A 9,387-nucleotide genomic window follows, 5' to 3' on the forward strand; every position below is an offset into this window, starting at 1 on the left:
CTGCTCTGAGCGGATCGACCTGACGCGAGCGGATGCCGCGGCTAGCCTCGGGGCATGGGCAACGTGATCGAGTTCACACGGGCAGCTGGCGGGCGGGAGTCGGAGCCGCGCGCGCCGAAGAGCAATGTGCCGAAGAGCACTGCGGCAAAGCCCAGCGCGGCGAAGCCGCTCTGGCGGCACGCACTCGGCGAGGTGCTGCGGGGTGAGCGTCTCGGGCAGGAGCGCATCCTGACCGAGGTGGCGGCGACGGCCGGCGTCTCACCGCAATACCTCTCCGAGGTCGAGCGCGGCCGCAAGGAGCCCTCATCAGAGGTGCTCGGTTCGGTCGCAGAGGCCCTCGGGCTCGAGCTCGTCGACGTGGTGCAGCGGGTCGGCGCGCTGCTCGGCGAACGACAGAGAACCGACCGGCGCGAGGCCGAGCGGCGTGAACTGCTGCGGGTCGAGGCATCGTTCGCCTTCCGGGCCGACACGCACGATCCCTTCGACCTCGACTCGGAGCATCCGCTCTCCGCTGCGACCGGCGCGCCCACCGTGCTGAACGGGTACCTGCTCGCCGCCTGACGCCTGCGGTGCGCCGTGCGTCGGCCCTGATGACTGGCGCACGGCGTCGGCCGGGAGACTACCCGCGCCCGGCCCCGGCGCCGACGAGCACCTGCCTCGTCAAGACGTGATCGGCGAGGCCGTACTCGACGGCGGCGGCGGCCGGCAGGATCAGGTCGCGATCGGTGTCGTGGCGCAGGGCCGATGCGTCGCGGCCGGTGTCGGCCGCGAGCGCCGCCTCGAGCTCGGCGCGCACGCGCACGACCTCGTCGGCGTGCAGGATGAGGTCGGGAATCGTGCCCCGCCCCTGCGTCGACGGCTGGTGCAGCACCACCCGCCCGTGCGGCAGGATCGCCCGCTGGCCCTTCGCGCCCCCGGCCAGCAGCACCGCGGCCGGCCCGCCCGCCTGGCCCACGCACGTCGTCGCGACATCCGGCTTGATGTGCTGCATCGTGTCGTACACCGCGAGCGCCGCGCCCGGCGAGCCGCCGGGGGAGTTGAGGTAGAGGCTGATCGGCGTCTCGCTCGACTCCGAGGCGAGGTGCAGGAACTGCGCGATCAGCACGTTGGCGACGCCGTCGTCGATCTCGGTGCCGAGATAGACGATGCGGTCCGAGAGCAGCCGGCTGTAGACGTCGAGCGAGCGCTCGCTGTTGCCGCGCTTCTCGACGACGTAGGGGATCGTGTAACTGGTCATGCCGGCACTCCCATTCCGGTGTTCGCCTGCAGCCCGAACTGGGGGCGCTGGCCCTGCGGATACATCTCGCCGAAACCGTCGGCGATGCGGTCGATGAAGCCGTAGTCCACCGCTTCGGCCGCCGTGTACCACCGGTCGCGCAGCGAGTCCTCGGCGATGCGCTCGACGGGCTGGCCGGTGAACGCCGAGACGAGGCCGAGCACCGTGTCGCGGGTGTAGCGCAGGTCGTCGGCCTGCAGCTCGACGTCGACCGCCGTGCCGCCGATGCCGGCCGAACCCTGGTGCATCAGGATGCGAGCGTGCGGCAGCGCGAAGCGCTTGCCCGGCGTGCCGGCGGAGAGGAGAAACTGGCCCGCGCTCGCCGCGACGCCGACGGCGATCGTCGACACGTCGTTCGGAATCGAGCGCATGAGGTCGGCAATGGCGAGCATCGCCGACACCGAGCCGCCGGGCGAGTTGATCCAGAAGCGGATGTCACGGCGCGGGTCGTCGGCCGCGAGGGTCACGAGCTGCGCGATGAGTCGGTTGCCGCCGGCCTGGTCGAGCTCGTCGCCGAGCACGATGATGCGCTCGTGGAAGAGGCGCTTCGTGAGTTCGGCGTCGATGGGCAGGATCGGTGGGGATTCGTGGTCGCTCATGCCTCCAGACTGCGTCGGCCCGACGAGTCATGGGGCGGATGCCGCTGAGGGCAGAGCTGCCCTGAGCGGAACTGCCGAGGGCAGTGCTGCCGAGAGCAGCGGGGCCGCGCGGCATCCGTGACTCTTCGGGTCATCTCATCGGCACGCGCACGGAGCGCCGTGCCAAAATATCCCGGTGACCCGCCTCACCGACCCGACCGCGCATCACGCGACCCGTCGGCGTACCCGGTGGCTGCCGCTCGTCTGGGTGGTGCCGGTGGCGGTGGCGCTGCTCGCCGCCGTCGTGCTGCTCGCGATCTGGCTGCGCGGCCAGGCGCCCGTGCAAGAGTTCATCGCCCGGTACCCCGGCACGACGCCGCTGCCCGAGGGCGCGCCCGTCGGCATTCCCGCGTGGCTCGGCTGGCAGCACTTCCTCAACGGGTTCTTCCTCGTGCTGCTCGTGCGCTCCGGGTTGCTGCTGCGAAAGAGAGGGCGGCCGCCTGCGCGGTGGGTGCGGGGCAACGACGGCCTCGTGCGCACGAAGAACCCGCCGTGGAAGATCGGCATCTACCTGTGGCTGCACTACGTCGTCGACGCGCTCTGGGTGCTGAACGGCATCGTCTTCGTCGTGCTGTTGCTCGTCACCGGGCAGTGGATGCGCATCGTGCCGACGAGCGGCGACATCTGGCCGAACGCCGTGTCGGCCGCCCTGCAGTACGCCTCGCTGAACTGGCCGGTCGAGCATGCCTGGGTGAACTACAACAGCTTGCAGGTGCTCACCTACTTCGGCATCGTCTTCGTCGTCGCACCGCTCGCCGTGATCACGGGGCTCCGGTTGTCGTCGGTGTGGCCGCAGCGGGCCGAACGGCTCAATACCCTCTACCCGGCCTCGCTCGCCCGGGCGGTGCACTACCCGGTGATGCTCGCCTTCGTGGCGTTCGTCATCGTGCACGTCGCGCTCGTCTTCGCGACCGGCGCGCTGCGCAACCTCGACGCGATGTACGCGAGCCGCGATGACGCGTCGTGGCTGGGCTTCGCCATCTTCGCGGTGTCGCTCGTGGTTCTGGTGGCGGGCTGGTTCGCCGTACGACCCGAGGTGCTGACGCCCATCGCGAGGCGCACGGGCACTGTCTCGCGCTGAGCCGGGACACCAGCGCGGCGGCCAGCGCCGGTGGCGCCAGCGGCCGGATAGGTAAGGCTGGCCTCAGAAAAAAGTCGCCGTGATCTGCGGAAAGTCGCACATCGGATGCTGCGGGAAGCGGGTCGGCGGGCGTACGATCGCGGTCAACGAGTCGTACACCCACCGGGAGGCCACCATGAGCATGACGCTCGACGAACTGCCCGCCGTCGCCGAATGTTCGGTGGCCGGCTGTTCCTACAATGACCATTCCCACTGCCACGCGGCCGCGGTCACCATCGGTGGGTCGGTCGGCGACGCCGAGTGCGCCACCTTCATCCCGCTCGGCAGCAAGGGCGGGCTCGACAAGGTCGTGACCCACGTCGGCGCCTGCCAGCGCGCCGAATGCGTGCACAACACCTCGCTCGAGTGCACCGCACCCTCGGTGCGTGTCGGGCCGGGTGCCGTCGACGCAGACTGCCTCACCTACGACCCTCGCTGACCTTCACTGAGCAAACCGACCCGCACTGACGGTCACCATCCGACCGGGCCTGCGCTGTCGATGAAGGTGCCCGATGCGGCGTGCTCGGGCAGGGTCGCCGCGGTCACGACGATGCGAGCCGCCTCGTCGGCGGTCGTCGGCGCCTGATCCCGATTCCCGGGAGCGAGGTCGGTCTGCACCCAGCCGGGGCACACGGCCGTCACCTTGAGCTTGGTGCCGGCGAGCTGCTTGCTCAGCCCGATCGTCATGCTGTTCACCGCGGCCTTCGACGCCTGGTACGCGGGCACGACGCTCGAGTAGTACGGCGAACTCGCATCCGATTGATCGCTCAACGAACCCATCGTCGACGAGACGTTGACGATGCGGCCGGCGTCGCTGCGGCGAAGCAGCGGCAGGAACTTCTCGGTGACCGTCGCCACCCCGAGAACGTTCGTCTCGAACGTGCGCGCGAACGCACCGAGATCGACGAACTCGTGGTCGCCCTCGCTCGTGGCCTCGGGCAGGATGCCGGCGTTGTTCACGAGGATGTCGAGGCGTCCGTGGCGCGACTCGATCGCGGCGGCACCGGCGGCGACGCTCGTCGGCGAGGCGACGTCGAGCACCAGGGGTTCTGCGCTGAGGCCCTGCTCGACGAGTGCGTCGGCTGCGGCGCTCACCGCCGCGAGGTCGCGTCCGGCGATGATGACGAGGGCGCCGGTGCGGGCGAGCGCGGTGGCCGTTGCGAGACCGAGTCCGCGATTCGCTCCGGTGACCAATGCGATGGTGCTCATGGAATGTGTACATCCTTCCTGTCCGGCGAGGATCGCCGGTTCGAGTGGTACCTCCGATCCTGCGCGCGACGCTGACGGCGATCTGGCGTGATTCGGACCTCGCATATTCGAGGTCTCTTTTCCGCCACGTTTATGCTTCCTGCATGGGCGCCCGGCGCGCATCAGGGGAGGGCAACGAGATGAGACCACTTCGATACTCGATCAACGTCACGCTCGACGGCTGCTGCCATCACGAGGCAGGGCTCCCGCCCGACGAGGAGTCGATGCGCTACTGGACCGCTGAGATGGAGCGAGCCGATGCCCTGCTCTTCGGACGGGTGACCTACGAGATGATGGAGTCGGCGTGGCGGAAGCCGGCCACGGGCACGTGGCCCGACTGGATGGATGAGTGGGAGACCCCGTTCGCCGAGACCATCGACCGGGCGAAGAAGTACGTCGTGTCGAGCACGCTCAGCGAGGTCGATTGGAATGCTGAACTGGTGCGAGGCGATTTGGGGCCAGCGGTTCAGCGGCTCAAGCAGGAGTCGGGCGAAAGCCTGTGGGTGGGTGGCGTGACGCTCCCTCTCGCGCTGGCGGATCTGGGACTGATCGACGAGTACGAGTTCGTCGTGCATCCGGTTCTCGCCGGACACGGGCCGACGTTGCTCGCCGGTCTGCGCGAGCGCATCGAGCTCGAGCTCGTAGATCGCCATGAGTTCCGGTCGGGCGCGGTCGCCGCGCGATACCGGCCCACGCGAGTCACGGCCTGACGCTGATCGGCGTCGCTGGGGCGGCGGGCATGACTACCGAGCGGAGGACCGGAGGCGCTCGCCGCCGACGACGGGGCCCTCGCTGAACTGGCACGAGGTCGCGGTCAGTCGCTCGTCGGGGTCGAGCCGGGTGAGCACGGCGCCGGCGATCTCGTAGAGCTGCTCGAGCTGCGTCGGGGTCAGGGCGTCGAGCACGTTCGCGCGCACGGTCTCGACGTGGCCGGGCGCGGCCCGGGAGATGAGGTCGAGACCCGCCTCGGTGATGCGCGCATTGGTTGCGCGCCGGTCTTCGGGGCACGGGAAGCGCGTGATGAGCCCGCGTTCCTCGAGCCGCCGGGCGACGTGCGAGAGGCGGGGGAGCGTCGCGTTGGTTCGCGAGGCGAGCTCGGTCATGCGGATGGTGCGGGCCGGCGCCTCGGCGATCGCCATGAGGGCGGCGTACTCGAAGTGGGTGAGCCCGGCGTCGCGCAGCAGCTGCGCATCGAGGGCGCCGGGGAGCAGCTCGGCCATCGCCACGAGACGCACCCAGGCCGCTGACTCCTCGGGAGCGAGCCACCGCGTGTCATCCGTCATGATGGCAGTCTATCGCATTGGTTGACGCAACAACTGAATCGGCGTAGGGTGTTGGTTGTCGATACAAGTAATCGCGTCGAACGGCGCGGAGAGGAAGTCATGACGACCGTCAGCATCATCGGATCGGGCAACATGGGTACGGCCATCGGAGGCATCGTCGCAGCGGGCGGCAACACCGCGCAGTTCATCGGGCGCGACACCGCAGAGCAGATCACCGGTGAAATCGTGGTGCTCGCGGTGCCGCACCCCGCTCTCGCCGAGATCGTGGCGACGCGCGGTGCCGAACTCGCCGGCAAGGTCGTGGTCGACATCACGAACCCCCTGAACTTCGAGACCTTCGACGGCCTCGTCGTGCCGGCCGACGGTTCTTCGGCGAGCGAGCTCGCGGCTGCGTTGCCCGACTCCACCGTGCTCAAGGCGTTCAACACGAACTTCGCCGCCACGCTCGCCTCGAAGTCGGTCGGCCCGAACCCCACGACCGTGCTCATCGCGGGCGATGACGATGCAGCCAAGCAGGCGCTCGCCGGCGTCGTGCGGGCCGGCGGTGTCGATGCCGTCGACGCGGGCCGCCTGTCGCGAGCTCGCGAACTCGAGGCCGTCGGGTTCCTGCAGCTCACGCTCGCCGTGCAGGAGAAGGTCGCCTGGAACGCCGGTCTCGCCCTCGTCGCCTGAGCCGGCCTGAGCGAGCCTGAGCCGGCCGAACCGACGCGGCGCCGACCTGACGTCCAGCGTCAGCCGGTGCCGCGCAGGTAGGCGAGTTGCGCTCGAACGGATGCCTCGGCTGCACTGCGCACCGAGGCATCCGTGTCGACGTAGACGAGGTCGGTGACGGCGTCGACGGATGCATCGGAGCCGAGCTGCCGCAGCGCCGCGCGCACCTGTTCGAGCCGCTCGGCGCGGTGCGCGAGGTAGGCGTCGCAGATCGCGGCGAGGTCGGGGAGCGCCGGCCCGTGCCCGGGCAGCACGCCGACCGGCCCCGGAGTGCCGAGCGCCCGCAATCGCTCGAGCGACTCGAGGTACGGCCCGAGCGCGCCGTCGGGATCGGCGATGATCGTGGTGCCGCGGCCGAGGATCGTGTCGCCCGTGAGCACGGTGCCTCGGATGCCGGGTGGCGCCTCGACCCCGACGTCGGTGCCGGCGCTGCCTCTCGCGTCGATGCGGTCGGCCGGTAGCCCGAAGCACACCGAGTCCGCCGTGTGCCCGGGCGTCGCGATCACGTCGATCTCGAGCCCGGCCGCGCGGATGCGCTCGCCGTCGATGAGCGGTGCCCCACCGAAGCAGAGTGCCGGGTCGATCGCGCGCACCGGGGCATCCGTCATCTCGTGGAACGCACGGAGCGACTCGGTGTGGTCGGCGTGATGATGCGTGACGAGCACGAGTTCGACCTGGCCGGCGCCCGCAAGTGCGGCGAGATGCCCGGAATCGGCCGGCCCCGGGTCGATCACGACGACCCCCGCTGCTCCTGGCGCTCGCAGCAGGTACGAATTCGTGCCGTCGAGCGTCATCGGCCCGGCGTTGGGGGCGAGCACGAGGCGGGCGAGCTCCGACACGCGTGCGCCGGGGGTGTCGGCCTGATCCATGCCGGAAGTGTATCGGCCGGCCCCGTGCGCCTCGGCGCGGAGCGGCTTAGTCTGAGGGCATGGACAGCGATCTCGAATCAATGACCGACCCGGCGGCCACCGGTTCCGCTGCGACCGTCGTGCTGCTGCGCGACGGTGAGCGCGGGCTCGAGGTGCTGCTCGCCGAACGGCCGCGCGATCGGGGCTCGTTCGCGGGCGCCTGGGTGTTCCCGGGCGGCGCGGTCGACGACGCGGATGCCGCGGGCGACCCCATCGACGGCATCGAAGCTGCCCGGCGGGCCGCCGCACGCGAGACCCTCGAAGAGGTCGGCCTCGTGATCGACCCCGCCGAGCTCGTGCCGTTCTCGCACTGGACGCCGCCGAAGAACTCCCCGAAGCAGCTCACCACGACCTTCTTCGCCGTGCGCATGCCCGACGGCGAACTGCGGTTGGCTCCGAATGAGGTCGCCGCGGCCGAGTGGCTGCGACCGATCGACGCGCTCGACCGGCACACGGCCGGCTCGATGACGCTCTGGCCGCCGACCTGGGTGACGCTGCAGGGCCTGGCGCATGCGGCGTCGGTCGACGAGGCACTCGACGAACTGCGTTCCGGCGAGGTGCGACCGTACGTGGCGCGGGTCGCGCACGGCGGCTCGACGATCCTCTGGCAGGAGGACGACGAGTACGCCGATGCCGAGCACTTGCGCGAGCGCGAACCCGCCGTGCCCGATGACGCGCCCGACGCCGAGGGCAACCGGCACCGCCTCATGATGGACCGGCTGCCGTGGGTGTACCTCAACTCGTTCTGATCACATGACCGATGTCACCGTCGTCGGCAGCGGGCCCAACGGGCTCGTCGCCGCAGTGATCGCCGCTCGTGCGGGGCTCTCGGTGCGCGTGCTCGAGGCTGCACCGACGATCGGCGGCGGGTTGCGCACCGCCGAGCTCACGCTGCCGGGGTTCCGGCACGACGTGTGCGCGACGGTGCACCCGGCGGGCCTCGCATCGCCCGTGTTCAGGAAGCTCGGCCTGCTCGACCGCGTCGATTGGGTGGTGCCCGAGATGTCGTACGCCCACCCGCTCGACGGTGGGCGCGCCGGCCTCGCGTGGCGTGATCTCGATCGCACCGTCGACGGGCTCGGCCGCGATGGCGCTGCATGGCGACGGCTGCTCGCCCCCCTCATCGCCCGCAGCCGCGGTGTCGTCGACTTCACCGGCTCGCAGCTGCTGCGGGTGCCGCGCGACCCGATCGCGGCCGTGCTCTTCGGCCTGCGCGCGCTCGAACAGGGCAGCCCGGCGTGGAACTCGCGATTCGACGGCGATGTCGCCCCGGCACTGCTCACGGGGGTGGTCGCGCACGCGGCGGGTCCGATGCCCTCGCTTTCGGGCGCCGGCGCGGGGATGCTGCTCGCGATGCACGGCCACGGGGTCGGCTGGGGGCTGCCGGTCGGCGGTTCGCAGGTGATCGCCGATGCGCTCGCCGACGAGCTCCGCGCACGCGGCGGTGAGATCGTGACGGATGCCGCGGTGACCTCGCTCTCCGACGTCGCCGACTCCCGCGCGGTGCTGCTCGACACGTCTCCCGAGCTGCTCTTCTCTGCGGAGCTGCCCGCGAGCTATGCACGGGCGCTGCGCCGCTATCGCTACGGATCGGGCGTCGCGAAGGTCGACTTCGCGCTCAGCGGGCCGGTGCCGTGGGCGAACCCCGACGTCGGGCTCTCGCCAACGGTGCATCTCGGCGGGTCTCGCGCCGAGATCGCCGCTGCCGAGAACGCCGTGCACCGGGGCTTCCAGCCCGGGGCGGCGGGGGCAGACGGCGGTGCGCGGCATCCGTACGTGCTCGCGACGCAACCGACCGTCGCCGACCCGAGCCGGGCACCCGCGGGAAAGCACGTGCTGTGGGCGTACACGCACGTGCCGGCGGGGTCGACCCTCGACGCGACCGAGCTCATCACCGCCGAGGTCGAACGGTTCGCGCCGGGGTTCCGTGACGTCGTGCTCGCATCGGCCGCGAGCTCGGCGGTCGAGATGGGGCGGTACAACGCGAACTACATCGGGGGCGACATCTACTCGGGCGAGCTGACGCTGCGACAACTGGTCAAACGGCCCGTGGTGTCGACGGCGCCGTGGCGCACCCCGATCGACGGGGTCTACCTCTGCTCGAGCGCGACGCCGCCCGGGCCCGCGGTGCACGGCTTCAACGGATGGTTCGCCGCCAAACTCGCCCTGAAGGAGCGCTTCGGCCTGCGCTGACGGGAGGCGT

The 9,387-nt window shown here is 70.7% G+C and carries 12 protein-coding genes; 7 read left to right on the top strand and 5 right to left on the bottom strand.

Annotated elements, in window-relative coordinates; translation table 11 throughout:
- The first annotated feature begins 54 nt into the window (after positions 1–54).
- Positions 55–561: a helix-turn-helix domain-containing protein gene (locus H521_RS25465; protein ID WP_084512250.1), complete on the top strand. Its 507-nt coding sequence runs from the start codon at positions 55–57 to the stop codon at positions 559–561.
- 58 nt (positions 562–619) lie between these two features.
- Here H521_RS25465 and H521_RS0110495 read toward each other — a convergent pair whose 3' ends face one another.
- Positions 620–1,237: a ClpP family protease gene (locus tag H521_RS0110495; protein WP_022892980.1), complete on the bottom strand. Its 618-nt coding sequence runs from the start codon at positions 1,235–1,237 to the stop codon at positions 620–622.
- Complete coding sequence (locus H521_RS0110500; RefSeq protein WP_022892981.1) at positions 1,234–1,875, bottom strand: ClpP family protease; 642 nt, start codon at positions 1,873–1,875, stop codon at positions 1,234–1,236. Before H521_RS0110500 ends, H521_RS0110495 begins: the two co-directional genes overlap by 4 nt.
- Positions 1,876–2,050: 175 nt before the next feature.
- Here H521_RS0110500 and H521_RS0110505 point away from each other — a divergent pair, with 175 nt between their 5' ends.
- Together H521_RS0110505 and H521_RS0110515 are read left to right on the top strand one after the other, a co-directional pair.
- A complete protein-coding gene (locus H521_RS0110505) occupies positions 2,051–2,995 on the top strand; it encodes a cytochrome b/b6 domain-containing protein (RefSeq protein WP_026482159.1) in 945 nt (314 codons plus the stop codon).
- Positions 2,996–3,170: 175 nt separating this feature from the next.
- Positions 3,171–3,473 carry a DUF1540 domain-containing protein gene (locus H521_RS0110515; protein ID WP_026482160.1) on the top strand — a complete coding sequence of 101 codons (303 nt, stop codon included), beginning with the start codon at positions 3,171–3,173 and terminating at the stop codon, positions 3,471–3,473.
- Between the two features lie 32 nt (positions 3,474–3,505).
- Here the strand turns inward: H521_RS0110515 and H521_RS0110520 are convergent, their stop codons facing one another.
- Positions 3,506–4,243 (bottom strand): SDR family NAD(P)-dependent oxidoreductase, encoded by a 738-nt coding sequence (locus H521_RS0110520; protein ID WP_022892984.1) that lies wholly within the window; start codon positions 4,241–4,243, stop codon positions 3,506–3,508.
- A gap of 179 nt (positions 4,244–4,422) precedes the next feature.
- On the opposite strand from H521_RS0110520, the gene H521_RS0110525 reads away from it, so the two are divergent.
- Positions 4,423–4,992: a dihydrofolate reductase family protein gene (locus tag H521_RS0110525; protein ID WP_022892985.1), complete on the top strand. Its 570-nt coding sequence runs from the start codon at positions 4,423–4,425 to the stop codon at positions 4,990–4,992.
- A gap of 33 nt (positions 4,993–5,025) precedes the next feature.
- Here H521_RS0110525 and H521_RS22810 read toward each other — a convergent pair whose 3' ends face one another.
- On the bottom strand, positions 5,026–5,565 hold the full coding sequence (locus H521_RS22810; protein ID WP_022892986.1) for a MarR family winged helix-turn-helix transcriptional regulator: 540 nt from the start codon (positions 5,563–5,565) through the stop codon (positions 5,026–5,028).
- Between the two features lie 99 nt (positions 5,566–5,664).
- Here H521_RS22810 and H521_RS0110535 point away from each other — a divergent pair, with 99 nt between their 5' ends.
- On the top strand, positions 5,665–6,237 hold the full coding sequence (locus tag H521_RS0110535; RefSeq protein WP_022892987.1) for an NADPH-dependent F420 reductase: 573 nt from the start codon (positions 5,665–5,667) through the stop codon (positions 6,235–6,237).
- A gap of 59 nt (positions 6,238–6,296) precedes the next feature.
- On the opposite strand, the gene H521_RS0110540 is transcribed toward H521_RS0110535, so the two are convergent.
- Complete coding sequence (locus H521_RS0110540) at positions 6,297–7,145, bottom strand: MBL fold metallo-hydrolase (RefSeq protein WP_022892988.1); 849 nt, start codon at positions 7,143–7,145, stop codon at positions 6,297–6,299.
- Positions 7,146–7,204: 59 nt separating this feature from the next.
- Here H521_RS0110540 and H521_RS22815 point away from each other — a divergent pair, with 59 nt between their 5' ends.
- Both H521_RS22815 and H521_RS0110550 read left to right on the top strand, forming a co-directional pair.
- Positions 7,205–7,933, top strand: a complete 729-nt coding sequence (locus H521_RS22815) for an NUDIX domain-containing protein (protein WP_084512253.1) — start codon at positions 7,205–7,207, stop codon at positions 7,931–7,933.
- A 4-nt stretch (positions 7,934–7,937) separates the two neighbouring features.
- Positions 7,938–9,377, top strand: coding sequence for a phytoene desaturase family protein (locus H521_RS0110550; protein ID WP_022892990.1), 1,440 nt, complete (start codon positions 7,938–7,940; stop codon positions 9,375–9,377).
- The last annotated feature ends 10 nt before the right edge of the window (positions 9,378–9,387 follow it).

It is taken from the genome of Agromyces subbeticus DSM 16689 (genome assembly GCF_000421565.1).
Taxonomy (GTDB): Bacteria; Actinomycetota; Actinomycetes; order Actinomycetales; family Microbacteriaceae; genus Agromyces; species Agromyces subbeticus.